The sequence below is a fragment of the Synechococcus sp. O70.2 genome (assembly GCF_047462135.1).
Lineage (GTDB): Bacteria > Cyanobacteriota > Cyanobacteriia > Thermostichales > Thermostichaceae > Thermostichus.
Map to the genome: position 1 here is coordinate 351,284 of NZ_JANSIS010000001.1, position 26,628 is coordinate 377,911.

The 26,628-nt window shown below is 59.8% G+C and carries 26 protein-coding genes; 17 read left to right on the forward strand and 9 right to left on the reverse strand.

The window, feature by feature from the left end:
* The first annotated feature begins 35 nt into the window (after positions 1–35).
* The 4 genes from NW812_RS01630 to cysW all read left to right on the forward strand — a co-directional run bounded on the left by NW812_RS01630 (position 36) and on the right by cysW (position 3,943).
* A complete protein-coding gene (locus NW812_RS01630; RefSeq protein WP_414393457.1) occupies positions 36–1,076 on the forward strand; it encodes a sulfate ABC transporter substrate-binding protein in 1,041 nt (346 codons plus the stop codon).
* A gap of 175 nt (positions 1,077–1,251) precedes the next feature.
* Positions 1,252–2,295, forward strand: coding sequence for a sulfate/molybdate ABC transporter ATP-binding protein (locus NW812_RS01635; protein WP_414393459.1), 1,044 nt, complete (start codon positions 1,252–1,254; stop codon positions 2,293–2,295).
* A 6-nt stretch (positions 2,296–2,301) separates the two neighbouring features.
* Positions 2,302–3,114, forward strand: a complete 813-nt coding sequence (gene cysT / locus NW812_RS01640; RefSeq protein WP_414393461.1) for a sulfate ABC transporter permease subunit CysT — start codon at positions 2,302–2,304, stop codon at positions 3,112–3,114.
* Positions 3,104–3,943 carry a sulfate ABC transporter permease subunit CysW gene (gene cysW / locus NW812_RS01645; RefSeq protein WP_011429375.1) on the forward strand — a complete coding sequence of 280 codons (840 nt, stop codon included), beginning with the start codon at positions 3,104–3,106 and terminating at the stop codon, positions 3,941–3,943. The genes cysT and cysW overlap by 11 nt, the downstream gene beginning before the upstream one ends.
* Positions 3,944–3,956: 13 nt before the next feature.
* Here the strand turns inward: cysW and msrA are convergent, their stop codons facing one another.
* The 3 genes from msrA to sfsA form a co-directional block, all read right to left on the reverse strand.
* A complete protein-coding gene (msrA, locus tag NW812_RS01650) occupies positions 3,957–4,631 on the reverse strand; it encodes a peptide-methionine (S)-S-oxide reductase MsrA (protein ID WP_414393463.1) in 675 nt (224 codons plus the stop codon).
* An 82-nt stretch (positions 4,632–4,713) separates the two neighbouring features.
* Complete coding sequence (gene xth, locus NW812_RS01655; protein ID WP_414393465.1) at positions 4,714–5,499, reverse strand: exodeoxyribonuclease III; 786 nt, start codon at positions 5,497–5,499, stop codon at positions 4,714–4,716.
* A 14-nt stretch (positions 5,500–5,513) separates the two neighbouring features.
* Positions 5,514–6,233, reverse strand: a complete 720-nt coding sequence (sfsA, locus tag NW812_RS01660) for a DNA/RNA nuclease SfsA (protein WP_414393467.1) — start codon at positions 6,231–6,233, stop codon at positions 5,514–5,516.
* Between the two features lie 183 nt (positions 6,234–6,416).
* Here sfsA and NW812_RS01665 point away from each other — a divergent pair, with 183 nt between their 5' ends.
* Together NW812_RS01665 and NW812_RS01670 are read left to right on the forward strand one after the other, a co-directional pair.
* Positions 6,417–7,013: an NYN domain-containing protein gene (locus tag NW812_RS01665; RefSeq protein WP_414393469.1), complete on the forward strand. Its 597-nt coding sequence runs from the start codon at positions 6,417–6,419 to the stop codon at positions 7,011–7,013.
* A 190-nt stretch (positions 7,014–7,203) separates the two neighbouring features.
* A complete protein-coding gene (locus NW812_RS01670; protein ID WP_414393470.1) occupies positions 7,204–9,555 on the forward strand; it encodes an AAA family ATPase in 2,352 nt (783 codons plus the stop codon).
* Between the two features lie 35 nt (positions 9,556–9,590).
* Here NW812_RS01670 and cbiE read toward each other — a convergent pair whose 3' ends face one another.
* Positions 9,591–10,826 (reverse strand): precorrin-6y C5,15-methyltransferase (decarboxylating) subunit CbiE, encoded by a 1,236-nt coding sequence (gene cbiE, locus NW812_RS01675; protein WP_414393472.1) that lies wholly within the window; start codon positions 10,824–10,826, stop codon positions 9,591–9,593.
* A 107-nt stretch (positions 10,827–10,933) separates the two neighbouring features.
* Positions 10,934–11,560: a cobalt-precorrin-8X methylmutase gene (locus tag NW812_RS01680; RefSeq protein ID WP_414393474.1), complete on the reverse strand. Its 627-nt coding sequence runs from the start codon at positions 11,558–11,560 to the stop codon at positions 10,934–10,936.
* 141 nt (positions 11,561–11,701) lie between these two features.
* Here NW812_RS01680 and NW812_RS01685 point away from each other — a divergent pair, with 141 nt between their 5' ends.
* Positions 11,702–12,751 carry an alpha/beta fold hydrolase gene (locus tag NW812_RS01685; protein WP_414393476.1) on the forward strand — a complete coding sequence of 350 codons (1,050 nt, stop codon included), beginning with the start codon at positions 11,702–11,704 and terminating at the stop codon, positions 12,749–12,751.
* 151 nt (positions 12,752–12,902) lie between these two features.
* Positions 12,903–13,481, forward strand: coding sequence for a 6,7-dimethyl-8-ribityllumazine synthase (gene ribH, locus NW812_RS01690; RefSeq protein WP_414393477.1), 579 nt, complete (start codon positions 12,903–12,905; stop codon positions 13,479–13,481).
* Here the strand turns inward: ribH and htpG are convergent.
* Positions 13,475–15,334, reverse strand: coding sequence for a molecular chaperone HtpG (htpG, locus tag NW812_RS01695; protein ID WP_414393479.1), 1,860 nt, complete (start codon positions 15,332–15,334; stop codon positions 13,475–13,477). The two genes, ribH and htpG, sit on opposite strands and share 7 nt — an antisense overlap.
* Before the next feature lie 164 nt (positions 15,335–15,498).
* Positions 15,499–16,842, reverse strand: coding sequence for an LCP family protein (locus NW812_RS01700; RefSeq protein ID WP_414393481.1), 1,344 nt, complete (start codon positions 16,840–16,842; stop codon positions 15,499–15,501).
* Between the two features lie 139 nt (positions 16,843–16,981).
* Between NW812_RS01700 and NW812_RS01705 the strand changes: the two genes are divergently transcribed.
* From NW812_RS01705 to NW812_RS01720, 4 genes are all read left to right on the forward strand, one after another.
* Entirely contained in the window at positions 16,982–17,659 is a 678-nt protein-coding gene (locus NW812_RS01705) for a 4'-phosphopantetheinyl transferase family protein (RefSeq protein WP_414393482.1), read from the forward strand.
* A gap of 72 nt (positions 17,660–17,731) precedes the next feature.
* The gene (locus tag NW812_RS01710; RefSeq protein ID WP_414393484.1) at positions 17,732–18,181 is read left to right on the forward strand and encodes a sulfocyanin-like copper-binding protein; all 450 of its coding nucleotides are present in this window, start codon (positions 17,732–17,734) and stop codon (positions 18,179–18,181) included.
* A 268-nt stretch (positions 18,182–18,449) separates the two neighbouring features.
* Positions 18,450–18,728, forward strand: coding sequence for a hypothetical protein (locus NW812_RS01715; protein WP_414393485.1), 279 nt, complete (start codon positions 18,450–18,452; stop codon positions 18,726–18,728).
* A gap of 89 nt (positions 18,729–18,817) precedes the next feature.
* Complete coding sequence (locus NW812_RS01720) at positions 18,818–20,041, forward strand: glycosyltransferase (RefSeq protein ID WP_414393487.1); 1,224 nt, start codon at positions 18,818–18,820, stop codon at positions 20,039–20,041.
* A gap of 13 nt (positions 20,042–20,054) precedes the next feature.
* Here NW812_RS01720 and NW812_RS01725 read toward each other — a convergent pair whose 3' ends face one another.
* Positions 20,055–21,917 carry a peptidoglycan D,D-transpeptidase FtsI family protein gene (locus tag NW812_RS01725; RefSeq protein WP_414393489.1) on the reverse strand — a complete coding sequence of 621 codons (1,863 nt, stop codon included), beginning with the start codon at positions 21,915–21,917 and terminating at the stop codon, positions 20,055–20,057.
* Between the two features lie 460 nt (positions 21,918–22,377).
* Here NW812_RS01725 and NW812_RS01730 point away from each other — a divergent pair, with 460 nt between their 5' ends.
* From NW812_RS01730 to NW812_RS01750, 5 genes are all read left to right on the forward strand, one after another.
* Entirely contained in the window at positions 22,378–22,578 is a 201-nt protein-coding gene (locus NW812_RS01730) for a hypothetical protein (protein ID WP_414393491.1), read from the forward strand.
* Complete coding sequence (locus tag NW812_RS01735; RefSeq protein ID WP_414393493.1) at positions 22,557–23,426, forward strand: tetratricopeptide repeat protein; 870 nt, start codon at positions 22,557–22,559, stop codon at positions 23,424–23,426. The genes NW812_RS01730 and NW812_RS01735 overlap by 22 nt, the downstream gene beginning before the upstream one ends.
* A gap of 114 nt (positions 23,427–23,540) precedes the next feature.
* The gene (gene ilvN, locus NW812_RS01740; protein WP_414393495.1) at positions 23,541–24,065 is read left to right on the forward strand and encodes an acetolactate synthase small subunit; all 525 of its coding nucleotides are present in this window, start codon (positions 23,541–23,543) and stop codon (positions 24,063–24,065) included.
* 30 nt (positions 24,066–24,095) lie between these two features.
* Positions 24,096–24,692 carry a hypothetical protein gene (locus NW812_RS01745; protein WP_414393497.1) on the forward strand — a complete coding sequence of 199 codons (597 nt, stop codon included), beginning with the start codon at positions 24,096–24,098 and terminating at the stop codon, positions 24,690–24,692.
* Positions 24,693–24,894: 202 nt separating this feature from the next.
* On the forward strand, positions 24,895–25,929 hold the full coding sequence (locus NW812_RS01750) for a glucokinase (RefSeq protein ID WP_414393795.1): 1,035 nt from the start codon (positions 24,895–24,897) through the stop codon (positions 25,927–25,929).
* A gap of 23 nt (positions 25,930–25,952) precedes the next feature.
* Here NW812_RS01750 and NW812_RS01755 read toward each other — a convergent pair whose 3' ends face one another.
* Entirely contained in the window at positions 25,953–26,522 is a 570-nt protein-coding gene (locus NW812_RS01755; protein WP_414393499.1) for an NUDIX hydrolase, read from the reverse strand.
* Positions 26,523–26,628 lie beyond the last annotated feature (106 nt).

The window sequence follows — 26,628 nt, forward strand, 5'->3', positions numbered from 1 at the left end:
TCGGGGAGAGGGTTGAGGATGAGAAGCTTTTGGGGATGGCTGTGAACAGATTACCCATCGCGGTGGGCTGGTCGGCGAGAGTGGGGCGGTGGCTGGGGCTGGGATCCCTGCTCCTGGGACTTCTGCTGGGGCTGGGTGGCTGCGGCGGCGGGGCGGGATCCCAGGGGGAAGTGAGGATTCTGCTAGCTTCTTTTGCAGTGACCCGCGATGCCTACCGGCAGATCATCCCTGCCTTTGAGGCCCACTGGCTGGCCCAGACTGGACAACGGGTGCGTGTAGAAAGCAGCTACGCTGGCTCGGCAACGCAAGCGCGGGCGGTCATCGAGGGGCTGGATGCCGACGTAGTGGCCCTGGCCCTGGGCCTGGATGTGGAGCGCATTGTGGCTGCCGGCCTGATTCGGCCGGGTTGGGAAAGTCGCACACCCAACCAAGGGATCGTCACCCGTTCAGTGGTGGTGATGGTAACGCGGGAGGGCAACCCCCACGATATCCGCTCCTGGACGGATCTGGCTCGGCCCGGCTTGCAGGTGGTTACTGCCAACCCCAAAACCTCAGGGGGCGCCCGCTGGAACTTTTTGGCCCTCTGGAGCGCTGTCCCTGAGCCGCAGGCCCTAGCCTTCACTACTCAGGTCTACAAAAACGTCCGCGTCCTGCCGCGGGACTCGCGGGAGGCTACGGATGTCTTTTTCCAAAAAGGGCAGGGGGATGCCCTGCTCACCTACGAACATGAGGTGATCCTGGCGGGCTTGCGCGGCCAGCCCTTGCCCTACGTGGTGCCGGATCCCAACATTTCCATCGACAACCCGGTGGCGGTGGTGGATGCCAACGTAGACCGCAAGGGCACCCGCGCCGTGGCCGAAGCCTTTGTGGACTATCTCTTTACGCCCGAGGCGCAGCGGGCCTTTGCCAAGGTGGGTTTTCGGCCAGTGGAGCCCACGGTGGCGCAAGAGTTTGCCTGGCGTTACCCTCCTGTTGAGAAACTGGTAACCGTTGCCGACCTAGGCGGCTGGGAGACAATCCAAAGCCGCTTCTTTGCCGATGGAGCTTTGTTTGACCGCATTCAAGCCGAGTTGTAGGGAGGCTCCCTTGTTTTGGATTCCCATTCAAGTTATTCTGGGAGCTGTATCAACGGTTTGTTGACAGGTTTACCGTAGATTAGGTGGGCGTTTAACTTCCCTCAACCTTTTGAGAAGACTCAGCCGGCAACCAATCCAGCAACTGCTCAGGCAAACCACTAGCTAGGCAGAGCCTATGGGCATCACCATTGCAGGGGTATCGAAGCGTTTCGGCGAGTTTCAGGCGCTCTACCCTACCGATCTCACCATCCCCACGGGATCCCTAGTGGCTTTGTTGGGGCCGTCGGGTTCTGGCAAATCTACCCTGCTGCGCCTGATTGCCGGCCTGGAGAAGCCAGACACGGGGCGGATTTTCCTCACCGGGCGGGATGCCACCCACGCCAGCGTCCAGGAGCGCAACGTCGGCTTTGTCTTCCAGCACTACGCCCTGTTTAAGCACATGACGGTGCGGCAGAACATTGCCTTTGGCCTGGAGATCCGCAGGCTGCCAAGAGCTGAAATTCGGGCACGGGTGGACGAGCTGCTGGAGCTGGTGCAACTGTCGGGGTTTGGGGATCACTACCCCTCCCAGCTTTCGGGGGGGCAGCGGCAGCGGGTGGCCCTGGCCCGTGCTCTGGCGGTGGAGCCGCAGGTGTTGCTTTTGGATGAGCCCTTCGGAGCCCTGGATGCCAGGGTGCGCAAGGAGCTGCGCCAGTGGCTGCGGCGCCTACACGACGAGGTGCATGTCACCACCGTCCTGGTTACCCACGACCAAGAAGAGGCTATGGAGGTGGCCGACCAAATTGTGGTCATGAACCAGGGGCGGATCGAACAGGTGGGATCCCCTGCCGAGATCTACGATCATCCGGCCACTCCCTTTGTCATGAGCTTTATTGGCCCGGTCAACGAGCTCTCGCCCCGCTCCGTATTATCCTGCCAGCTCCCTGAAGCGCAGGCCGGTTCGCATCGGCTGTTCTTGCGCCCCCATGATGTCCAAATTGAGCTCAACCCCACTGGCAGCGGTGTCTCGGCTTGGGTCAAAGAGATCATCCACCTAGGGCGGGAGATCCAGGCGGAGCTGGTCTTGAGCGATGGCGGATCCCTCTGGGCCCACCTCAGCCGCGAGCAATACACCAACCAGCCCCTGCACATTGGGCAGCAGGTTTACGTGCGCCCCAGGGTAATCAAAGCCTTCCCCATCAAGAAAACGGAAATGACAGCCATGGCGGTGGGAGCTTAGGGAACCTTGCTGCAGGCGGTGTTTCCAGTGTCTTGGCCGTGGTGGCTGACCCTGGGCTATCTCTTCCTGATGCTGGTCTTGCCAATAGCTGCCTTGGTTGCCAAGGCCAGCACCTTGGGCTGGGCAGAGTTTTGGCGGATTGCCACCGATCCCCTGGCCCTCTCTGCCTATGAGGTTACTTTTGTAACCGCCTTGCTGGCGGCCTTAGTGAACGGTGTGATGGGCACTCTAACCGCCTGGGTGTTGGTGCGCTACGCCTTCCCTGGGAAAAAGCTCCTCGAGGGGTTGATTGATCTGCCCTTTGCCCTGCCCACGGCTGTGGCCGGCCTCACCCTGGCGACCGTCTACAGCAGCAACGGCTGGATAGGATCCCTGCTGGCTCCCTTGGGAATCCGCATTGCCTTTACCCGCTGGGGGGTGGGGGTAGCAATGCTGTTTATCTCTTTTCCCTTTGTGGTGCGGACCGTGCAGCCGGTGCTGCAGGAACTGGAGCCGGATGTGGAGGAAGCTGCCTGGAGCTTGGGCGCCTCCCGCTGGCAGACCTTTTGCCGAGTGGTACTACCGCAAATTCTGCCGTCTATCCTAACAGGGGTGGCGTTGGGGTTTTCTCGCGCTGTCGGTGAGTATGGCTCCATCGTCATCATTGCCGCCAGCATCCCCTTCGAGGATTTGATTGCAGCGGTGCTGGTCATCCAAAGACTGGAACAGTACGACTACGCCGGCGCCACGGTGATTGGGACGGTGATGCTGGTGATCTCCTTCCTTTTGCTGGCGGTGATTAACCTTCTGCAAGGCTGGGCAAGTCGCCATGAGACCTAAGGGAGTTGCCGAGGTTCAAGGGAAGCCACCCGCCAACCCTTGGCTGGCTGGCCTGCTGATTGGGATCGTCTTGCTCTATGTGGGGCTGCTCATCGGGATCCCCCTGGTGAATGTCTTCTACCAGGCGTTGCGGGAAGGGATCCCCAGTTTTTTTCAGCACCTGGGGGAGCGAGAGTTTCTCAGCGCAGCCCGCTTGACTTTGCTAACTGCCCTGGTTGTCGTGCCTCTCAATACTCTTTTTGGCCTCTGCGCTGCCATAGCGCTAGCACGCCGCCGCTTTCCAGGGCGGGCCTTGCTGCTTAGCCTCATTGACCTGCCCTTTTCCATTTCGCCGGTAGTAGCCGGCCTGATGCTGGTGCTGATCTTTGGCCGTCAAGGTTGGCTGGGATCCTGGAACCTGCGGGTCATTTTTGCGTTTCCAGGCATTGTGCTGGCCACGGCTTTCATCACCTTGCCCTTTGTGGTGCGGGAAGTATTGCCGGTGTTGGAAGAGGCCGGCACCGAGGAAGAAGAAGCCGCCAAAACTCTGGGGGCCAATTCCTGGCAGGTCTTCTGGCGGATTACCCTGCCCAACATCCGCTGGGGCCTCTTGTATGGAGTCATCCTCACCAATGCTCGCGCCATGGGGGAGTTTGGCGCTGTGGCGGTGGTCTCGGGCAACATCGTTGGGCGCACCCAAACCCTGCCTCTGTTTGTGGAAGATGCCTATCGCAGCTATGCCACAGGATCAGCCTATGCAGCCGCGGTGGTGCTTTCTTTGCTGGCGGTGGTGACCCTAGTGGCCAGGGAGCTGCTGGAGCGGGGATCCCCTTCCCGTCGCATCTTCTAGGTTCCCTCTCTCTCTAAGGAGAAAGGTCGGGGGTGAGGAGCTCCGGCAGCGGTACCCCAGTTCCCCCCAGGCCGCAGTAGCCGCGCGGGTTTTTGGCGAGGTACTGCTGGTGGTAGTCTTCGGCGTAGTAGAACTCTGGAGCCTCCAGGATCTCAGTGGTGATGGGGCCGTAGCCGTGGGCGCTCAGGACTTGCTGGTAGAGGTCGCGGGTTTTTTCCGCCAGCTCCCGCTGGGTCTGGGAATAGACGTAGATGCCGGAGCGATACTGAGTGCCCACATCATTGCCCTGGCGCATCCCCTGGGTGGGATCGTGGTTTTCCCAAAACACTTTCAAGAGCTGGAGGTAGCTAATCTGGCTGGGATCGTAAACCACCCGCACCACCTCGTTGTGGCCAGTCAAGCCGGTGCAGACCTCTTCATAGGTGGGGTTGGGAGTATACCCGCCCGCATAGCCCACTGCAGTGGTATACACCCCAGGCAACTGCCAAAACCTGCGCTCCGCTCCCCAGAAGCAGCCCATGCCAAACATGGCTAGCTCCATCCCCTCGGGAAAAGGGGGCTTCAGGGGCGTGCCCTTGACGTAGTGCCGGTTAACGATTGCCATTGGCTCGGAGCGGCCCGGCAAAGCCTCCTCCGGGGTAGGCAGGGTCAGTTTCTTGCTCAGTTTGCCGAAACCAAAGAGCGCCATGGCGGCAGCCCGATACATTCGTTAACGTCTACCAGCCTAGCGTAGATAGCCGCTGTTGGCTCAAGGGAGCGGCTTAGGGACTTTAGACTGCCAGCTCCACAACCACAGGGGCATGGTCGCTGGGCTTTTCTGCCCGCCGCGGCTCGACGTCGATCCAGCAAGCCGTAGCTTTGTCCTGAAGCAAGGGGGAAAGGTAGAGGTGGTCAATGCGCCAGCCCCGATTCTTCTGGAACCCCCCGGCCCGGTAGTCCCACCAGCTAAAATGTCCAGGGTCCGGGTTAAACTTGCGAAAGGCATCCTCAAAGCCCAAAGCCAGGATCTTCTGCAGGGCCTGCCGCTCCGGCTCGGAGGCCATGATTTCTCCGGCTTTGCTGGGATCATAGATATCCCGATCTTCCGGGGCGATGTTGAAGTCGCCACAGAGCAGAATAGGCTGCCCCTGGTCGAGAGCCACCTGGAGGTAGTCTTTCAGGCAGGCCAGCCAGCGCAACTTGTAGGCGTACTTGTCAGATCCCACCGCCTCGCCATTGGGCACGTAGAGGTTGAGGATGCGGATGCCGCGGTAGAGGCCGCCAATAAGCCGCTTTTGCTCATCCAGCTCTGCGGCTGCCGGCAGCAGGGCAGCAAAGCCCCGCTCCACCTTTTCCGGCACCTCCCGGCTGACGAGGGCAACGCCGTTGTAGGCTTTCTGCCCGTACACCTCCACATGGAAGCCCCGCTCCTCAAAGGGGGCACGGGGAAACTCCGCATCCACCACCTTGGTCTCCTGCAGGCAGAGCACATCCAGGGATCCCTGCTTGTCCAGCCAGGCCAAAACCTGGGGCAGGCGGCTGCGGATGGAGTTGACATTCCAGGTGGCTACTCGCATCCCAGAAGGTTCTCTCAAGCCACAAGCTTAGCTAGGCCCAGGGGGCGGATCCCTTGCGGCGAAACCTCGACCCGGTAGGGCAGCACCTCAACTCCCGCCTGCAGGGCCTGGTGAAACAGACGGGCATAGCGGGGATCCCGTTCTGCTCCGGGGGCAAACTCGGTGCAATCGGCGCGGTTAATCCAATACAGCAGCAGAGCCCGCTGACCCTGTCGGCGGATCTCCACCAAGTCTTCCAGGTGTTTTTGACCGCGAGTCGTCACGGTATCGGGAAAAAGGGCACAGGAGCCAACAGCCCAGGTTGTATTTTTAACCTCCAGGTAGGCACAGCCGCCCGGCCCCTCCAAAAGAAAGTCCATCCTGCTTTTGCCCCAGACCACTTCCCGCCGCCAGCGGGAAAACTGAGCCAGTTGGGGGAACCAGCCCTGCTGCAGCCCCCATTCCACTAGGCGATTGGGTAGGCCAGTGTTGATCCCTACCCACACCTCCCCCACTTGGATCATCTCCCAGGTGTAGGCCAGCTTGCGCCTGGGATCGGGGTGATAGGAGAGGCAAACGGGTGCCCCCACCTGGCAAACTCCCGTCATCGGGCCGGTGTTGGGGCAGTGGGCAGTTACCTGTTGCCCATTTTCCAGCTCCACCTCGGCAAAGAAGCGCTTGCAGCGGCCGCGCAACACGCCTTTGAGTAGGGGAATGGGGAAACGATAGGGTGGCGGGCCCTCCTGCCCAGGCATCTGCAAGTGCCCTCCAGCTAAGTATTTTTTCTTTAGGATTTTGGAAGTCTTCCAGGGGGGAGCGATCTTCTACGCTAGGGTAATGGCGTAAGCTAGGGCTCTCATGGGCCGATGCCTTGCTCCCCTGATTTTAATATCCTACCTTTTCTATCCCTTGGCCAAAACTTGGAGAAGAAAACTCGAATGTTGCGTCTTGACCCTGACCCTGGCTTTCAGCTTCCGGAGCCTTTTCAGGACAACCGCGGGCGCGTAGCCATCTTCATTGACGGGGCCAACCTCTTCTACGCTGCCCTGCAGATGGGCATTGAGATTGACTACACCCGCCTCCTGAAGACGCTCACCGGCCGTTCTCCCCTTCTGCGCTCCTTTTTCTACACCGGCGTCGACCGCAACAACGAAAAGCAGCAGGGGTTTTTGCTCTGGATGCGCCGCAATGGCTTCCGTGTGGTTACCAAAGAGCTGACCCAACTCCCCGATGGATCCAAGCGGGCCAACCTAGATGTGGAGATTGCCGTGGACATGTTGTCGCTGGTGCGCTGGTATGAGACAGCGGTGCTGGTAAGCGGCGACGGGGACTTGGCCTATGCTGTCAATGCCGTCAGCTACCAGGGAGCACGGGTAGAGGTGGTTAGCCTGCGCTCCATGACCAGCGATCAGCTCATCAACTTGGCGGATCGCTACATCGACCTGGAATCCATCAAGGACTACATCAAGAAAACCAACCGTTCTTCCTATCTCTACCGAGGGGGAGTTAGCAACGACGAAGAGGACGAGGGCTAGAGCCCTAGGAGGCCCACCACTCCCCAGCCCTCCTGCCATTCTAGGCAAATAAATGCCCACCTGGCTTCCTAGCCCCTCTGCTGGGAAGCTAGGTGTTTTCCGTATGGGTTACTCACCTCCTAGCCCCCCTGTCCATTCAGAAATTACAATGGGGCATCTAGCTCATTAGTGTTCCAGGATCTCTCTTTCCATGAGCTACTTGGTTATTGACACCGAGGGCAACCCTAACCTTGAAGAGATTGCCATTGTCGACAGCAGCGGTAAGCTTGTTTACCACGCCCATACCCAGGAATACTCGCCTGGCCACCCCCAGCCCAAGCCTTTAGCCCAGATTGTTGCGGACCTACGGCGTTTGGCCCAAGGTAAAACCCTCGTTTTCCACCACGCAGAGCACGACCTGAAAATCCTTAAACAAGCCTTTGAGCAAGCTAACCAAGAGTGGCTTTCTAACCCCGTTTTTTGCACTTGGCTAGCTGCCAAGGAATGTTTCCCCAACCTCCCCAGCTACAGTCTAGAGTATCTTAGCAAACATCTTAGTATCCAACTGGAGAGCGGCTATTTCAACTCCAAACTGGCCCACGACGCCAGCTACGATGCTCTTTTTACCTATCACCTCTATCGCCACCTCACCCACGCTCAGCTCAAAGCTCAGAATATTCCCAACCCCTTTGCCAGCAGTAGAGTTGACAATCCCTTTCAGAGTTACCCCGACGAGGCTACCATCTATCAGTCTCAGTACCAGCAACTCACAGCCGTTCTCCAGGACATTCAACGGGATCCCAACCACCAGAGCCGGGGCGTTGTCCTACTGGGGGAACCTGGATCCGGCAAGACTCACCTAATCATGCGGGTGGCCCAAAACCTGCTGCGCCACAACCGTCTCCTGTTTATCCCTCAGCCCACCCATCCCGACAACATCTATCACCACATCTACAGCCACACCCTGGAATCCCTGCGAGAACAAGTTGATGCTCGTCACCATACTCAGCTTGATTATCTCGTTGCCAAAAGCTTTGTGGAAATCTTGAAAACTTCCCCCCAAACTTCAAAAAATGAGAAGCTTTTCTCTATTCTCACTGCGGATCCCCTTAATCTCTTTCATCGCCTAGGAGCAGAAGGCAGCGAGCGTCGTCGTCAGCAATGGCAAGCCATTGAAAAACTGGTTCTGCGCTGGTGGGCAGAGCAAAACTTCCTTACCGGTTCCACCGAAAACATTCTCAAGGGCATCATCAAATACTGCAGCTACAGGGATCCCAACCGCCGTCACCAGATCATCCGCTGGCTCAGCGGTACCGACCTGGATCCTGAAGAAACCAACTTGATTGGGTTGCCCCCTTGGAGTGCAGATCTGGATCGCAACACCTTTGCCCTAGAAGGGATGAAAGTCATCGGCAGGCTTTCGCTGCTCGACCAGCCCCTGATCATTGTCTTCGACCAATTGGAGGCTCTGGGCCGAGAGGAAAATCGAGATATCCTTCTCAACTTTGGCGATGCTCTAAAAGAGCTTTTTACCCGTATTCCCAACAGTCTGTTTGTCCTTAATTTGTTTCCTGATCGTTGGCAACATTTCCAAACCCAATTTGACCGGGCTACCGTCGATCGCCTCTCCCAAACCGTCCTCTCCCTAGATCTCCCCTCTCTTCCCCAGCTTCAAGCCCTTCTCCAGAGCCGCCTGCCTTCAGGGATCCACCTCCAAGCTCTCTTTACCGCCGATGACCTCAGCGATATTCTTGGCCAACCCTCCATTCGGGCCATTCTCAATCGGGCCTCAGCCTACTATCGCCACTACATCAACGGGATCCCTCTCCCTCCCCAGGTGCAAGTTGTACCCACTGCCAGCAATCTAGCCGCCCGTGTCCAGCGGCTCGAAACTGAGCTGCAAACCCTCAAACAACTGCTCATCCCCCTTCTGCCTGCCCACGGCCCCTCCATCGTTCTATCTCCACCCCTTCGGGATCCCAGCCCATCTGCCGATCTTGTTGAGACGCTGGATCCCTATCTCCGCACCACTGAGGCTCAGCTCCGCGCCGCCTATCCCCAAGAGGCGATCATCGACAGCACAGCTGATATCGGCAAATTGCGCACCATCGTCAATGCCCTGCAAGGGATCCATCCTGTCCCCATGAGCACCCTGAAGCTGGGCAAACGCAAGCTTCCAGATCACCTCTATTTCCCCAGCCAAAAGCGGGTGATCGCCTTTATCCAAGTGGCTGCTGGCAGCATGTATGGGCAGGTCGATAACTTCAACCAATTGGTGATTGCTCACCCTGAGCTTCAGTTTCTTTTGCTGCGGGATGCCCGCCTCAAGCCTCCTTCCAAAACGGCTACCGCCACCCAAGCGGCCTTGGCTGCCCTCAACAACAGCCCTAATGGCAAGTATGAGCTGCTCACCAAAGAGGATCGCATTCACCTGGAGCTGATGTACAGAATGATCACCGACATCCAAAACCGCGACTTGGAGCTAGACCTGACCTCAGCCGTTCGGTACTATCTTGAGCACAGGGATCCCCCCCTTATCGCCTGGATCCTAGGCCGTGCCTAAGCCTTCCCTGAACTCTCTCCCATTCAGTTGAGGGCTTAGTGGAACTTCGAGGTGGAAGGGATTGCTTGCAGCAGGTAAACGGGGTTAAGGGGGGAAAAGCGAGTGCCCTCAGCCAAGGCCGTGGAGCGGGAGATCTGGACATGTTCCACTCGCACCTGCCAGCCCTGTGAGCGCAGCCACTGCAGGGTTTCGCTGCAGGTTTCTAGGGTGGCGAAGTTGGCCACCAGGATCCCTCCAGGCCGTAGGCGGGGCGCCACTGTGGGCAGGAGCTGGGGGATCCCCTTTCCACCTCCTCCCAGCAACACCCGATCCGGATCCGGCAGGTCAGCCAGCACCTGAGGCGCTGCCCCTGGGATTACCTGCAGGTTTTCCAGACCAAAGCGTTGGCGGTTGCGCTGGATGAGACAAATGCCCATGGCGTTGCGCTCGATGGCATAGACCTGGAGCTGGGAAGAGAGGCGGGCGATCTCCACAGCCACTGAGCCCGTGCCAGCCCCGATATCCCACACCACCCCCTGTCGCGGCAATTGCAAGGCTCCCAGGGTGAGGAGGCGGATGGGCTGCTTGGTGATTAGGCCGGGCTGGTCGGGAAAGGTGTGGAACTGGTCGTCCGGGATCCCAACCAAAGGCCAGCGGCTGGGATCCGGTTCCGGCTCAACGCGCCGCAGCACCACCAGGTTAGGGCTGGGGAAGGCAGAGTTCTCCCCTTCCTGCAGGGGCATGATCTGCTCCTGGGGGGATCCCAGTTGGCTGCATACCCAGGCCTGGTAGCGCACTGGCAGCCGCAGGTCGGCAATGAACTGGGCCAAGCTGGCTGGTGTGTGCTCTGGATCGGTGAGCACTACAATTACAGGGGATCCCTGTTTGAGAACGGGTTCCAACTGCTCCATTCCCCGCCCATGTAGGCTGAGGATAGTGGCCTCCTGCCAGGGGATCTGTAGGCGGTTGAGGGCCAACTGTACCGAGCTCACCTGGGGATAAAAAGCCAACTGCTCCCTCGGGAAATACTGGGTCAGCAGGCGCCCAATCCCAAAAAACAGCGGATCCCCGCTGGCCAACAAGACCAGAGATCCCTGCGCTAGCTCCTGCTGCAGAAGCGGGATCCAACTTTCCACTGACCCGGTCAGCGGGATCTTGCGGGCTGGATGGTCAGCAAAGTGCTGGAGTAGGCTAGGAGGCCCGGCCAGGACTTTGGCCTGCGAAAGGGGTGGGATCCCCCAGGAAGCCACCGAGCCATCTCCGGCTACCCCTACAACTGCAAGCTGAGGCAACTGGCTCGCCATCTAGCGTTCGACAGGCGGGTGTACTGGCGTATGGGGTTTCCTGCATTTCTATCGCGGCGAGATTCCTGGATGGCCTTCCCAGCTCGTCCCCAACTCTAGTCCCGGCGGGCAGCCAGCAGCAGGGCATTGACAATGGCGGCAGCCACCGGGGATCCCCCTTTACGGCCCTCCACCCGAATCTGGGGAACCTCTGTCTGGGCCAAGGCTTGCTTTGCCTCTTCTACTGCCACAAAGCCCACCGGCACCCCAATCACCAGGCTGGGCCGGACCCGCTGTGCCCGAATCTCTTCCACCAGCGCCAGCAGGGCTGTGGGCGCGTTGCCGACGACAAAGATTGCCTCTGGGTAGCAGCGGGCCACCTTGATCATCCCTTGAGCGGTGCGGGTTTGCCCCACCTCGAGGGGCTCTTCCACCCAGTCCAAGGCGCAGTAGAGCGGAATCCCCTGGGCCTGCAGACCAGCTTGGATCCCGGCGGCTACCATCCTCACATCCACCACCACTGGTCGTTTTTGCCGCAGGGCCGCTAGCCCCGCCTCAACCGCCGTGGGGCTGAACACAAAGCGATCCCGGAGCTCGAAGTCGGCCGTGGCGTGGATAGCGCGGCGCACGATCTCATAGGGGATCCCCTGCCAGGGGTGGGGGCCGATCTCTTGGTCAATCTGGCGAAAGCTGGCTGCTGTAATCGGGTCTATCCAGGCCGTCTCGTCGGTTTTCTCGCTCATCGAATCTGCAAGTAGAGCTCAAGCGAAGACTGCTGGCGGGCGGAAGCTGGGCGGAACCTCTAGTCCCCAAAACGCCCCGTTAGTCCACTCTAGACGCTCCGAAGAAGCGGCCATGATTGGTCTATTCTGATGGAGGTGGGCTTGTTTACTCCTTCCTTGCACACACCCAACTCCCTTTCTATTCCCTCCGCGCCGGGATCCCTACCTTCCCCGTCCCAGGCAGTCGACAGCAGGGATCCCCTCTCGGGCCTGCCTCGCTACGGCCACTCTCAAACCTGGCTTTGGCGCGGCTGGCCGGTTCACTTCACCTACACTCCTAGTCGCGCCCAAACTCCTGCAGGCCAGGTAAACTTGGTGGCAGCGCCGGCTCTTTTAATCCACGGCTTTGGCGCCTCCGTCGGCCACTGGCGCCACAACATCGTCCCTCTAGGATCCCAGCGCCCTGTCTACGCCCTTGACTTGCTGGGATTTGGCAAGAGCGCCAAGCCGGAGATCGCCTACAGCGTCGATCTCTGGGTGGAGCAGGTGTACGAGTTTTGGCGCGTCCACATCCGCCAGCCTATGATCCTGGTTGGCCACTCCCTTGGCGGGTTGGTGGGGGTGATTGCGGCTGCCCGCTATCCCCAGATGGTGAGGGGCCTATGCTTGATTAGCTGCGCCGACGGGCCCCATCCAGAAGAACTGCCCCCTCCCTGGGATGCCCTAGTGCGAGCTTTCTGCGAAGGGATCCTGGCGCTGCTGGGCCCTCACCTCTTTAATTGGCTGCGACAGACTAAGGTGCTGCGGGCTTGGATCAAGAACGTCTACAAGCGCGATGAGCAAGTGGACGATGAGCTGGTGCAGATCTTCCAAACGCCAGCTTTTGAGCCAGGAGCAGCCCACGTGTTCTTGGACAGCCTCAGGGCCATCCTCTGCCGCCCCTTCGATAGCCCCAAGCGCCTCCTGCCCACCCTCAAAATGCCCATTCTCCTCCTCTGGGGTCAAGAGGATCCAGCGGTACCCAGCTTTTTGGCGGATCAGTTCAAGCGCTGGCAGCCAGCTCTTACGTTGGTGAAGCTACCGGGGGTGGGTCACTGCGCCCACGACGAGCTGCCTCACTGGGTCAACACCCTCCTCGGCGAGTGGGCCGCCAGCCTGGAGACATGTACCAGACTGCCGCGCCGTCCGGCCAGGGATCCCTTCCTGGCCTAGCTAGATCACTGGGGGAGGATGTCAATCTTGCTGCTCGATGGGCAGCTGCAGAACTATCCTCCTGAAAGTGGGATGGCAAGAAGTATGTCAGGATGGAAGAGTGCAGCTTTGTAGCCTAGGGGAGGCCGCTTCCTTTTCCTGGAGCAGCAAGATGGCAGTTTACGAGGGGAATTTTACGCAGACAGGCGATCTGCGTCTAGCTATCGTCATCAGTCGGTTTAACGATTTGATTGTGGGCAAGTTGCTGGAGGGGTGCCAGGATGCTCTAAGGCGGCATGGCCTGGATGTCAGCCCCGAGAGTCGCCAGGTGGACTACTACTGGGTGCCTGGCAGCTTTGAGGTGCCGCTGGTGGCCCACCAACTGGCCCAGTCCCGCCGCTACGATGCCATCATCTGCCTGGGGGCGGTGATCCGAGGGCAGACCCCCCACTTTGACTATGTGTCGGCAGAGGTGGCCAAGGGGATCGCGGCAGCAGGCTTTCGCACTGGCGTGCCGGTCATTTTCGGGATCCTCACGGCGGACACCCTGCAGCAGGCGCTGGAGCGAGCCGGGATCAAAAACAACAAAGGCTGGGAGTACGCCATGAGCGCCCTGGAGATGGCTACGCTCATGCGTCAAGTGGCTCCCCTTCTCCAAGAAAGTAGAAACGGCGCTGGCCCTCGTCCCCCCTTGCCTGGGGCAGCAGAAGCCCTGCAAGCAGGGGCAAGCTGGGAGAGTGCTGCCTACTGACGGCGGGTAAGCCGCGTCAGCACCTCGTTAGAGCGCTGCACGAAAGCCCGCGCCGCTGCCGGGTCGAAGCTTTTCTGGGTAATCAGCGCCAGGTCATAGATGTGGTTGCAGATAAGATTGACCAGCTCCGGATCCCGGCCCTCCTCGGCTAAAGCTTGCAGGTTCTGAATGAGGGGATGGGCAGTGTTGACCACTAAGGTGTGTTCTTCCAAAAACTCCATCGGCTTCTGTTGCAGGATGGCATTGAGCTCCTGCAAGCGCCGCAGGGTTTCCGGCAGCAGGATCATGGCCGGCACAGACTCGGACTTAAGGGCCTCAGCCTTGATCTGCAGCTTTTCTTTCCCCAGCGCCTGACGGAAAAGATCTACTAGCTTTTCACTACGGGTTTTCTGAGTTAGGGGGTCGACAAGCTCAGCAGCTTTGTCTTTGTTGATCAGGGCTTCATCCAACTCCGAGTCCACCCGCTTAAATTGGATCCCCTCTTCGCGATACTCTCGCTCCAGGAAGCTGCTGAAATGGCTGTCGATCCAGCTATCTAGCATGATGACTTCTAGGCCCTGGGAGCGGTGCAGGTCAATGTAGGCGCTCTGGGCTGCCTCGTCCGTGGCGTAGTAAACCCGCTTGTTCTGTTTCTCTCGCGTGCGCTCTAGGTATTCCTTGAGGGTCACGTACTCGGGTTTGTCGGCAGGGGATCCGGCCACTCGGAAGATGAGAATGTCCTTAATCTGGGCAAAGAATTTGTCGCTATTCATTGCCCCAAATTTCATAAATAGACTGATATCGGGCCAGACCCTGACGTACTTTTCGTAGTCTTCTCGGTAGAGCTCGTTGAGGCGATCCGCCACCTTTTTGGCTATGTGATCCCCAATGCGCCTGACAGTGCGGTCATTCTGCAAAAAACTGCGGGAGACGTTGAGAGGAATATCGGGACTGTCGATGGCGCCGCGAAGGGGCAGGAGGAACTTAGGGATAACTTCCTCGCAGTTATCCTGGACAAAAACTTGGTTGCAAAACAGTTTAACTTGGCCCTTGGTGGGATCGATGTCCGGGCGCAGCTTGGGGAAGTAAAGGATCCCTTGCACAATGAAAGGATAGTCCGTGTTGATGTGAACCCAGAAGTGGGGATCTTCCTGGAAGGGATACAGGTAGCGGTAAAACTCCAGGTAGTCCTCGTCTTTGAGCTCTGAGGGAGAAATCTTCCAGAGGGGCTTTTGCCGGTTGATGACTTCTCCATTGAGCTTGATGGGAACGGGAATAAAATCGCAGTACTTGCGCACCAATTCGCGGATGCGACTTGGATCCAGGTACTCCTCGCTATCGGAGGTTAGGTAAAGGGTGACGGTGGTGCCGATAGCAGAGCGCTGGGAATCCGAGAGGGTAAAATTGGGGCTGCCGTCACAGGACCATTTCACAGGGGTGCTGCCGGGCTGGTAGGAAAGGGTGTCGATCTCCACCCGCTGCGCCACCATAAAGGAAGAATAAAAACCTAGGCCAAAGTGGCCGATGATCACCTGGTCAGCACCCTTGTCTTTGTACTTTTGAATAAACTCTTCAGCGCTGGAAAAGGCCACTTGGTTGATATATTTTTTCACCTCTTCGGCAGTCATGCCGATGCCAGTGTCGCTTACGGAGAGAGTCTTTGCCTCTTTGTTAAGCGCAATAACAATCTCTGGTTCTGGAGGCTCCGTCACTTCGCCGGCCAGCTTGGCCATTTTCAGCTTGGCAATAGCGTCAGCAGCGTTAGAGATCAGCTCCCGCAAAAAGATCTCGCGATCCGAGTAGAGAAACTGCTTGATGATGGGAAAAATATTTTCCGTGTGGACAGTGATGGCTCCTTGTTCCAAGACGGCCATAGGCAGCTTGTCACTCGAACCAGCTTAGTTCCAATTTACCAAGAAGACCAAGCCTCAAGCCTTGCCCACTACTATGCATGACCTTCGTAGGCCCCAGTAGAGCGGCTTTGTGCTCTGCCGTTTAGGGCAGCAGGGCAATAAATCTGCACTCAAACCAGCTGGCCCTAGAGGCTCTGAGCTTGGTTCCTACCGAGGGTAAGCTGCTCCGCCCAATCTCGACCTAGGCGAATGGTGACGTCGGAGTTGAGAACTCCCGTGGACTCCACCCGCACCTCTCCTAGCCCAATGGCAGCGCGAACCTGCCTAGCCCCCTCCCAGTCCCCACTTTGGGCAAGGATCTCGGTGCGCGGCAACACCTGGGGGCTATCCTCGACGGCAAAAGCTTGGGCATAGCCCTGTCTAACCAGTTCTTGCACCATGCGGCGGGCCATCCCCGGCTTGCCGGTAGCGTTTTGCACGGCTATGCGCAGGTGTTGCGGCGGGATGGGGGTCACTTCCGCCTCTAGGCCAAAATGGGTGGCGGCCACACGGCGGATCCCGGCCAGATCCGGCAGCCAGTAGCTGGTGGCAAATTCTCCCGCCTGGCTGAAGCGGCCCGGCAACAGCACCAGATCCATGCGATCCCCGCCGTAGGTGAGAAGGAATTTGGCCAAGCTCAAGACTTCTTCCCAGGTGAGGTTGGTATCCAAGTGGGTGCGGACAACCTGCAAAACCTTTGGGATGCGCAGCCAGACGGCGGGGGAGAGCAGTTCCCGGCTGAGGGCCCGCAGCAGCTCCTGTTGCCGTTGCACCCGGCCAATATCTCCTAACCCCAGCTGGTCGTGGCGAAAGCGGGCAAAGTGGTGGGCCTGTTTGCCGTTGAGGCGGTGCCAGCCGGGTTGTAGGGTAATGAACAACTGCTGCGTACGATCCACGTAGTGCATGGGCTCCGGCACGTAGACCTCTACGCCACCCACCGCGTCAATCAGCGCTTCCAGGGCTTCGGTATTGAGGCGGACGTAGCGGTCAATCGGGATCCCGCCCAGCAACTGGCTTACCACCTGAGCTGTTAGGGCGGGGCCTCCCACCACGTTGGCGGCGTTGATCTTGGCCACGCCGAAGCCGGGCAGGCGCACACGGGTGTCGCGGGGGATCGACAACACGGTAATCCGCCGCGCCTGGGGGTCAAAGCGGGCCAGAAGAATGGTATCGGAGCGGGTGTTGAAGCGGTCCTGATCCCCTGTTCCCGAGAGGGCGGGATCTGGCCTGTCGAGGCCCAGAATGAGGATGTGCAAGGATCGATCTAGAGCAGCAGCGCGCAGGGCATCCGGTCGAAAGGCTGCCTGTTCCTCAGCACTTAGAGAGGGGGGAAGGATCGGGCGGTGCAGTATGGCCGCCAGGAAGGCCCCAGCGGAGCCGGACAAAATAGCCGTAAAGCCCAGCAACAGCCAGGGGATCCCTTGGCAAATAGCCTGTTGTCGAGCGGCGCGAACAGGGCCGGGGCGGGGTGGGTAGTGAAAGGAAGACATTAGCTCGAGCCGGGCCTTGGGAACACGTTTAAAGGAAGTACTGTCTAGGTGGTGTTGCCAACCACGCCAGCTCAAGGCCATGTTACCCCATTCGCAACCTCTCGAGCTGTCTAGGTCTCAAGAGGGTGGAAGGGTAAGATTGCGGCAGCCGCTGCTGGAGCTGGAAAAGCCGGAGATCCACCTGTGGCTACAGGCAGTGCCCCCTCTGGAGGTGTTGCTTCCTCGGCTTGAGCTGCTCTCCCTCGAGGAACGGCAGCGGGCGGGGCAATTGCAACTGGTGGAGGATCGGCGCCGTTTTCTGGCTGGCCGCTTGTTGCTGCGAACTTTGCTTAGCCACTATAGCGGCATTCCGCCTCAAGCCATCTCCCTCGACCGCACGGTTACCGGCAAGCCCTACTGGCGGGATCCACCTCTGCCGCTGCAGTTTAACCTCAGCCACTCCCACCAGTGGATCCTGGTTGGCTTGGCGCTGCACCGTCGAATTGGCGTGGACTTGGAGCGGATCCGACCCGTGCCCCGCTGGCAGCGCATTGCCCGCCGCTACTTTTCTGCTGCCGAGCAAGCTTACCTCCTGGCCTGCCCACCGCCAGAGCGAGATGCGGCTTTTTTGCAGATGTGGACCCAAAGAGAGGCCCTCCTAAAAGCCGTGGGTGTGGGCCTAGCCGGTGCCAGAAGGTTGGCCAGGGATCCCGGCTGGCTAACCTTGCCTCTGGGGGTTGCCGATGGCTACGTTGCAGCGGTAGCGGTGGAATGGGGGAAGGAAACAGCCGAAGAGGCGCCCCCAACTGTGCGGCTTGGTCAAGTACCCCCTGGCTAAAGTTGGGGGTTGCCTGCCCCGTTTTTCGTGAATTGCTATCTTAGGTTTCCAGGCGGAGTTTCCCTGTTGGGTATGCTGCGTGGGCTGCGCTATCTCCTGCTAGTGAGCTTTTGTCTGTGGATGTTGAGCAGCGGGATCTCCTGGCCGGCGTGGGGACGGGATCTGTCGCGGCAAACGCCCCAGGAAAGGGCAGTCGAGCTGGGCACGGTTGACAACCAGTTGGCATTTGCGCCTAAGGAGCTCTTTTTTCGCAATGGCAACCTCTACCGATTGCGCTTGAGCAACCCCAGCCAATTGAAGCACTACTTCAGCGCCAAGGACTTTGCCGATGCTGTTTGGACACGCAAACTGGAGGTGGCTGGCGTGGAAATTAAAGGGCAGATCCGAGAAATTGAGCTCAAGCCGGGCGCGTCGGTGGAGTGGCAGTTTATCCCCCTCAAATCTGGGGTCTACTCTCTGGCTTGCACCATCCCTGGTCACGCAGAAGCCGGCATGATTGGCCAGATCACCATTGGCGACTAGGCGGCTCCCTGGGCTGGCCGGTTAAAGGAGAGAAAGACGTTGCCGAGCAAATGATGAACCATCCTCTCCTGCCTAGGGTGCGACGCTGGATGCAACAACCGCAGGCGGCGTCTGCTCGCAAAGCCCAGCCCTCTCTTTCTGAGCAGCTCCCCTTCACAGCTGTCCACGGGATCTGCTGCTACAACGAGCCACAGTTGACGGTTGGCAGACGCTCGCCGCAGACGTTTATCGCCCCTGCAGTGGAGGCGGTTGGCAAGAGGCCGGCCCCTTGCCCTACGTTTCGGTTCAGTTGCTCTCTCTGCCCACCCAGCTCTACCTGCGCCAACTACCGCCCACAGATAGCAACGGGCCAGAGGGCCCTCTGCAACCCCTTGGCGGCTTAGCCATGGCGCAGCTCCTCCTCGACTGGCAGGCCAAACAAACGCTCATCGAGGCTTGCGAGAGCCCAACTCTGCCGCGGCCTAGATCCCGCTCCCTTCGACGGGATCTTCCTAGGCAAGCTGGGCAGGTGGAGAACTGTCTAGCTCTGGGGGTTATCCCCCGATAGGATAGGGGATTAGCGCTTTGGTGGCGCGGGGCGGTGTTTCCGCGCTCCTGCTTAGGATTCTCCTCGATGTTTTTTGGATGGCCTGCTGAATGCCTCAGGGAACTCTTACTTCGTCCGACCATCCGCAAGCTTCGACAGTCCCTATTCAAATCCCGCCGCTCTCTCAGCCCACCTCTGTCCAGCTTTCGCTGGTTGTTCCCACCTACAACGAGGCCTCCAGCATCTGCAGCCTGATCCGGCAGTTGTGTGCCCATCTGGACAAAATCCTACCTGGGGCCTACGAGCTGATCGTGGTGGATGACAATAGCCCCGATTACACCGCCAAAGTGGCCCAGGAACTGCAAGAGGAATTTCCCCAACTGCAGGTTATCTGCCGAGACCACGAACGGGGGCTGGCCACGGCGGTGTTGCGGGGATGGCAAGCGGCCCGCGGCGAGGTCCTGGGGGTGATGGATGGGGACTTGCAGCACCCGCCGGAGATTGTTCTCAAGCTGTGGCCTGCCATCCAAGAGGGAGTAGACCTGGTGGTGGGCAGCCGCTACGCGGAGTCGGGGGGAGTGAGCCACTGGAACCTGGGCCGGCGCCTCGTCTCCCGGGGGGCCCAGTGGATTGGGCTGATGCTACTTCCTGGGGTTTTTAGGCGGGTGTCGGATCCTCTCAGCGGGTTGTTTCTAGTTAGACGCCAGGCTATTGCCGGGATCCCGCTCAGCCCCAAAGGCTACAAGCTGCTAGTTGAGGTGCTGGCGCGGGGCCGGGTGAGGACCATTGCTGAAGTCGGCTACATCTTTCAGGAGCGCCAAAACGGCGAGAGCAAAATCCAACTGCAAACCTGCCTCCAGTATCTCCACCACCTCATTGCGCTGCGCTTTTCGCTAGGTCAAGTGGGATCCTTTTTGCGCTTCAGCGTGGTTGGACTGTCCGGCACGTTTGTGGATATGACGTTGCTGTATCTGTTCCACGATCCCAACAACTTAGGGTGGGATCTGGCTATCAGCAAACTTATCGCCTCTGAGGTGGCCATCCTCAATAACTTCCTCTGGAACGACCTCTGGACCTTTCGCCATGTCACTCGGCTACAGCCAGGCCTCTGGAATCGTCTGCAGCGACTGGTCAAGTTTAATGTCATTTGCTTGATTGGCCTGCTGCTCAACTCTTTGTTGTTGATCTTGCTGAGCGAGCGCCTGGGCATTCACTATTTGCTCGCTAACTTGATCGCAATTGGTATTGTTGTATTTTGGAACTTTTATCTCAACGCTAAACTGAGCTGGCGGGTGGCAGCACCAAGGTCAGATGCCCATGGCAGCCAGTCCTGATCCCAGCCTTTTCCTATGGGGAATTGGGGCGGATCCCTTCTAGGGCAATGATCTCCTGGATCACCGAGCGAACCACGGGAGCTGCTGTCGTCGATCCAAAGGCATCTTCCCCCTTTGGCTCGTCGATCACAGCCAAAATCACATACTGAGGACGAAGGGCTGGGAAATAGGCCACAAAACTGGTGATGCGCTTGCCGGGCAAGTAGCCCCCCTGCGGCCCAACTTTCTGCGCTGTGCCCGTTTTACCGCCGATCTCATACCCCTCGACCTTGGCCGACTGCCCAGTGCCAAAATCCACCACATCCCGCATCTGGATGCGCACTGCCAACGTGGCCTCTTCCGACAACACCCGCACTGGCGCTGGCCGGGGGGGGCCCCAAACCAGGGTGTCGGTATCCTTCTCCACTAGGCCGCGCACCACATGGGGCCGCACCTTTAACCCGCCGTTGGCGATGATGCAGTGCAAGGCGGCTAACTGCAGAGGAGTGAGAGCCAATCCCTGGCCAAAGGCGACGGTGGCCCGCTCCACTGGCACGGTTACAAATTGCCGCAGGGGCTTCAGGCGGCTGGGCGGCTCGAAGGGCAGATCGACACCGCTGCGGTCGTTCAATCCCAGCCGTAGGAGGGCATGGTGGTACTGGCGGGGATCCAGCTTTTGCATCAGGTGCACCATACCCACGTTGCTGGACAGGCGCAGAATCTCGGTAACGCTTAGCCAGCCATGGGCACCCCGCTGGCGGTAGTCGTGGTTTTGGATGGGCCAGCGGCCAATCCAGATCCGCCCTGCGTCGTAAACCCGCTCGCTGGCGGTGAAGGCCCCGGCATCGAGCCCAATGGCGATGTTGATAGGCTTGAAGGTGGATCCCGGCTCGTACAAGTCTGTAACGGCCCAGTTGCGAAAAAGGGCAGGGTCGTACTCGAAGTAGCGGTTGGGATCGTAGGTGGGCTCGCTCACCAAGGCGAGGATCTCGCCAGTGTGGGGCTGCAAAACAATCACCGTGCCCCGCAGCGCCTGAAACCGTTCCATCTGGGCTTTCAAAGCAGCGCGGGCAGCCCGCTGCAGGCGCATGTCCAAGGTCAGTTGCAGCACCGTCTCGCCGGATTGCAGCAGCCTTTCCGGCACCTCGGCAGCCAACAACTGGCCGTAGCCATCTCGGGGAATGGTAACTGGCTGAACTGTCCGCTCCAGCAGTGCCTGTTGAGAATATTCCACTCCTGCCTGGCCGCGGTGGTCTAAATCCACATAGCCCACCACCTCAGCAGCCATCTCCTTTTGGGGATAAACCCGCTGCCGCTCGCTCACCAGCTCCAGGCCGTCCAGGTACAGAGCCTGAATTTGCTCCGCCACTTCTGGCGCCAGCCAGCGCTCCAGCCGCACCGCATGGTTAGCCGACAACTGCTGGGTCAATTGCTCAACTGGCCGCCGCAGCAGAGGGGCTAGAGCCGTGGCAATCTCCTGCGGAGTGCGCCTGCCAAAAAGGCGGGGATGGGCCCAAAGGGTATAGGCAGGGCGATCTACGGCCAACAGCTCCGCCTGCTGCCGAGCTACGGAGTGGCGATCCACGATCGAACGGCGAGGGAGGAAGGGTCGGAGGTGGGCCCGCTGCTGAGCCTCGGCCCGCTGCTGTAGGGTTGGCCCTTGGTAGTGTTGCAAGTAAACCAAACGCGCCCCCGCTCCCAAGAAAGCGACGGCCAAAGCCAAGCCCACCGCCGCAAGGCGAAAGTTCAGTTGTCGGGCCGTCGGGATCCGATCCTCCCAAAGCCACGCCAGCTGCTGTTCCTTAGCTCGGTGGCGGCGCCAGCGGGCAAGTTGCCGGCTGCTCTGGCTATTCTGTAAAGGCTGCCGGCCCAAGCCAGTCCTCGACTTGTCTTCCACTGCTGCCTTTGGGTAGATACCACCGTCAGTTTGACGCCCATCTCCTCCTCTGGCCAGCGTTTTACCGGGCGGGTGTCAGGATACCAGAGCAGGGGGCTCTCGTTCGCAACAGGGGTGCGGAGCACCTTTGCTACTTTGTGGCACACTGGGCAGCGTTGCCAACAAATCTAGCGTTGCCAACAAATCTTCTGACTTAACGTGGAGTAGCTGAGCTAGTGGGCCAGCAGCTACCTCTCTTCGGTAGGTATTTTGCCTAAGCTAAGGTTGGCATCAAGAGTAAGGGGCAACTCCCGTCAGCTCGACAGGAAGTGACGTCTGTGGAGACCCCCCTAGCCGGCTGGTAGGTGTAGAGTTACTACCAGCTACAGGTCGTGGAAGCAGGAAGAAGGCAGAAACGCGGCAAGCAATGCCCTGCCATAATTGTTATCGTTTCGCAGGTCTTTCAGGGCGGCGGAATACCATGCTCAAAGCCTACACCTCTGCTGGCCTGCGCCTTGGGGTTGCCGCTGCCTTGCTGCTGGGGAGCCTGGCCAGTTGGCACCAGGATCGCCTCTTGGCGGTGATGGGCCTGGCCAGCGCAGCGGCGATTTCTGCCTTTACTCGCCCGGCCATCTTGGCCTACAACCGCGCTCGCGAACGGTGGCTCAACCGGGATTGCTAGGGGCCCTGCAGCAGCTTACCCTGGCGCTGCAACGGGATCCCCGTCTAGCCAACGCCTACCTCCTGCGGGGACAGATCCGCCTCGAACTGGGTCAGCTTGCCCAGGCCCTGGAAGACTTCGACCAGGCTGCCCAGTTGATCCCCCGTCGCTCGGAACCCTGTTTCTACCGCAGCCTCATTTACCAAGCGCGAGGGGATCTGCAAGGGGCAACCGCCGAGTTGACCAAGCTAGTACGGCTGCATCCCAGCCCTACTTACCATCTCCGTCTGGCTGAGCTGTACCTGCAGCAGGGATCCCTACCTTCAGCGCTGGCTCCCTTGGATGAGGCAGTTGCGCGGGATCCCACCTGGGCGCCCGCGTATGCCTGCCGTGCTCAGGTGTACGGCTACCTGGGGGAGTGGGAGGCGGCTGTAGCCGACTGGTCCCAGGCCATCCGCTGGGATCCCTGCCCAGCCCATTACTACCGGCGGGGGATCGCCTACGCCTGGGCCGATCGCTACCTCGAAGCGATTGCCGACCTCAGCCGTAGCCTAGAGGCAGAGCCCGGCCAGCCCTGCGCTCTCTACCTCAGGGGCAATCTGCTCTACGAGCTGGGGGAGCTTGGGGCAGCCCTCGACGACTACGACCAGGCCTTTCGCCTGGAGGCCAGCGGCATTCCCCTTGACCTTGCCGACGAGTACGGCCTCTACGCGAGGGGACTGGCCTACCGGAATATGGGAGACCTCAAGACTGCCATTGCCAGCTGGCAAGCCGCCTTGCACCCTGGCCACCAGCGCCACAACCGGGTTCTGCAAGAGCAGGTGCAGCGCGCTTTGCGCCAACTCCAGGATGAGGATGGAGATCCTTAGCACGGCTGAGCTCAATTCGGCAAGGCTCGAGGATCCCCCCTGGCAGCTGTGGAATTGGGGTAGGATTTGTACAAGGCCATCGCCTACTTCCCGCCACTCTCCTCTGCGGTTGCCGTGAGACATACCCTTAGCGCTCTTGTGCAGGATCAGCCCGGCGTCTTAACCCGCATTGCCGGCATGTTTGCCCGGCGGGGCTTCAATATCGACAGCCTCACCGTTGGCCCTACTGAACGGCCTGGGATCTCCCGCATCACCATGGTGGTGCAGGGAGACGAGCACGATGTGGAGCAGCTAACCAAGCAGCTCTACAAGCTCATCGAGGTTCTGAAAGTAACGGATATTACCCACGTCCCCTGTGTAGAACGGGAGCTGATGCTGGTCAAGGTCAATGCCAGCATCGAAACCCGCTCTGCCATCATGGACGTGGCGCAGATGTTCCGGGCCCGCATCGTCGATGTGGCGGAAGAGTCTTTAACTTTGGAAGTCACCGGGGATCCGGGCAAAATGGCGGCCATCATCAAAATGTTGACTAGCTTTGGCATTCGGGAGATCGCCCGCACGGGTCTAGTGGCGCTCACCCGCGAGTCGGGAGTTAATACCGAGTACCTAAAGCAGCACCCCAGCGCTGCTATGGTCTAACAGACTTGGCCAAGCTGCCGGGAAGAGGAGATGCCTAAGGAGAGAGCCACGGCAAAAGCAGCAGGCAACCGTGGCAGGCGTTGTCTGCTCAGCCTCCTGGCCCTTGCCCTGGTGGGGCTCCTAGCAGGCTGCGCTCCCCAGCCACCCCAGTCTGTTGTCCAACAGGCCCTGACCTACCAGATTGCTCACCTGTCGGAGCCAGTAGCCTCGCTGGTGGGCAGTGACCGCTTGGCAGCCCATCTGGAAGTGCAGGATGTCCGCATTCGCCGGGATCGCCGGGAGACGGGGCTGCGGGTAGCAACCGGGGAAAAACTGGAGATCCACCACCTCAGCGGCACCTATACTCTAAGGGTGAAGCCACCGGGATCCCGCCGCCCCTACCGCCGCAAAGGCGATCCCTTTCAGCTCACCTTGGCCCGCCAACAAGTCCAATCGGCGGGGTCTCAAGGCCTAACTGAGCGATGGCTGTTGGCCTCTAGCTCCCCCGATGGCAAGGGGTGGGAAGTCGTCGATTTCTTGCCCCCTGGGCAAGCAGAGGCACCCTCCCCTGCGTCAGCTGCGTCTCCAGCCGGTCAAACGGCGTCGCCTGCTGCCACTCCTGCCGTGCCTCAGAGGGAGCCAAACTAGGTGCCAAGGCGGGCAAAGCGTTGCCGCCAATTCAGCATGGGCCAGAGCGGCTCCCAACGCAGCCAGCCCCGGTTCCGCCAGCCAGCTCGGGGTAACCCTGGCATGGGCAAGAGACCTTCCCACCTCTGGATTCCGACGTCCATTGCCAGAGCCCTGCCGAAAATGGCAGGGTGGAATGGGCGCGCTGCTCGGAGAAGGCCCCATGGAGTTGCTGCTGGCCGGAGATGTTGGGGGCACCAAGACCAGCCTCAGTCTGGTCAAGGCCGAGGATCCCGAGCACAGCCTCTACAGCCGCCGCTACGCCAGCCAAAATTACTCCAGCCTTGCCCCCCTGGTGCAGGAGTTTCTGGCCCAAGCTCGGCAGGAGCTGGGGTGGGATCCGCAGCCGGCTGCTGCTTGTTTTGCCGTGGCCGGCCCAGTGGTGGAGGAGAAAAGCGGCGGACAAAGGGCCAAAATCACCAACCTGTCCTGGAGCTTGCACTCAAGCCAGTTGACGGCAGAACTGGGGATCCCGCGCCTGGCCTTGATCAACGACTTCAGCGCCGTAGGCTATGGCGTGCTAGCCCTGCACGATGCGGAGCTGGAGACTCTGCAAGCGGGGGAGCGGCAGCCGCGGGCACCCATTGGCGTCATAGGGGCGGGCACGGGGCTGGGGCAGGCCTACCTTACCTGGGGAGAGGGCGGCTACCAGGTCTATCCCAGCGAGGGAGGCCACGTGGATTTTCCCCCGCGCACTCCTCTGGAATGGGAGCTGCTGCAGTATTTGCAACAGCGATACGGGCGTGTCTCCACCGAGCGGGTGGTCTCCGGCCAGGGGATCGTAGCTATCTACCAGTTTTTGCGGGATAGTCGCCGGTCCCAGGGAGAGGAGCAAGGGTTAGCCCAGGTTGCTGCCTGGGAAGGGGGAGCTAGGGAAATTGATCCAGCCGCCCACATTGCTAATGCCGCCCTCGAGGGACGGGATCCTCTAGCTATGGAGTGTTTGCGGCTGTTTATTAGCCTCTACGGAGCGGCTGTTGGCAATTTTGCCCTGCACCTATTGCCCCGGGGTGGGCTGTTCCTTGCCGGTGGGATTGCCCCCAAGCTCTTGCCCCTGTTGCGCCAGGGGGAGTTTCTAGCGGCGTTTTTGGACAAAGGGCGAATGCGGCCGCTGTTGGAACAGCTGTCGGTGCAGGTGGTGCTTAACGAGCAGGTGGGTTTGAGGGGGGCCGCCCGCCATGCTGCCACCTTGCTGTAGTCCTCCTCTTTCGCTGCGGGGGATTAGCGCCCAGCGGCACTGACCCCCTTTTCCGAGGCCAAAAACAGCTGAGCCCGCCAAAAGCAGGCAATGGATTTGCTGTCCAAATCGAGGCCAAAACGAGCTTTCTCTGTAAGTTCAGCCGGGGAAAACTCGACAACAGTAATGTCTTCGTCTTCATCCCTTGCCGGAGGAGAGTCCAGCACTTCCAGATCCCGCGCCAGATAGGCGTACATAATCTCGCTGGAATAGCCGGGGCAGAGATAAAACTGGCCAAGTGAATCCCAGCGGTGGGCCCGCAGGCCGGTTTCCTCCTCCAGCTCGCGGCGAATGGTTTCGTCCGGATGTTCTCCCGGCTCGACCGTACCCGCTGGGAATTCGTAAAGGTAGGAGGCGACGGCAAAGCGATACTGGCGAATGCAGACAAACTTGCCCTCGGCAGTCACTGGCACAGCCACCACGCCCCCGGGGTGGATGAGGTACTCCCGCTCCCCCTCTGTGCCGTTGGGAAAGCGCAGACGCTGGCTGACGAAGGTGTACTTGTGGCCCTGAAAGCGCAGGCGCTCGCGGAGGACTTGCGATGGGATTTGCATGGCCAAGATTTCCCAAGAGTAGAGCCGCTCCTAGCTTAGTGGTTTCCGGCCCTGTTGCCAGGGATCCACTGTGGGATACAGTCGGGGAAAGCAGGGATCCCACCTG